Below are 399 nucleotides of genomic sequence, written 5' to 3' on the forward strand. Positions count from 1 at the left end.
GATGAAGGCGCAGCCCCGGAACGAGGCCGCCGCGAATCGTTCCGCCAAGCCGTCGAAGAGGGCCAGGGGCAGCTCTTCGGGGGAGCGCTCGCTGACCGTGATCCGGCCGTCGAGCCAGGCGCGCCACATGGCGTCGCGGCGCCGCAGGACTTCGACGACCACGTCGTCCTTGCTGGGGAAATGGCGGTAGAAGGAGGCGCGGCCCACTCCGGACTCGGACAGGATCCGCTCGATGCCGACGGCCCGGATCCCTTCTTCGTAGAACAGACGCTCCGCCGCGCTGAGGAGCCGTTCTTTCGCGTTCGTGGCCATACCAGACGGTACCACTCGGTTCCGTATCGGTGATCCCGATCGAAGGGAGCGGAGTGCCGTCCTCCCGTTGCGCCAGACGGAACCGAG

The 399-nt window shown here is 67.9% G+C and carries 1 protein-coding gene; it reads right to left on the minus strand.

Annotated elements, in window-relative coordinates; translation table 11 throughout:
- The coding region (locus OQ02_RS39375) for a TetR/AcrR family transcriptional regulator (RefSeq protein ID WP_033443782.1) at positions 1–312 on the minus strand (312 nt) is incomplete at its 3' end.
- Positions 313–399: the final 87 nt, after the last annotated feature.

The sequence above is a fragment of the Saccharothrix sp. NRRL B-16314 genome, assembly GCF_000716595.1.
Classification (GTDB): domain Bacteria; phylum Actinomycetota; class Actinomycetes; order Mycobacteriales; family Pseudonocardiaceae; genus Actinosynnema.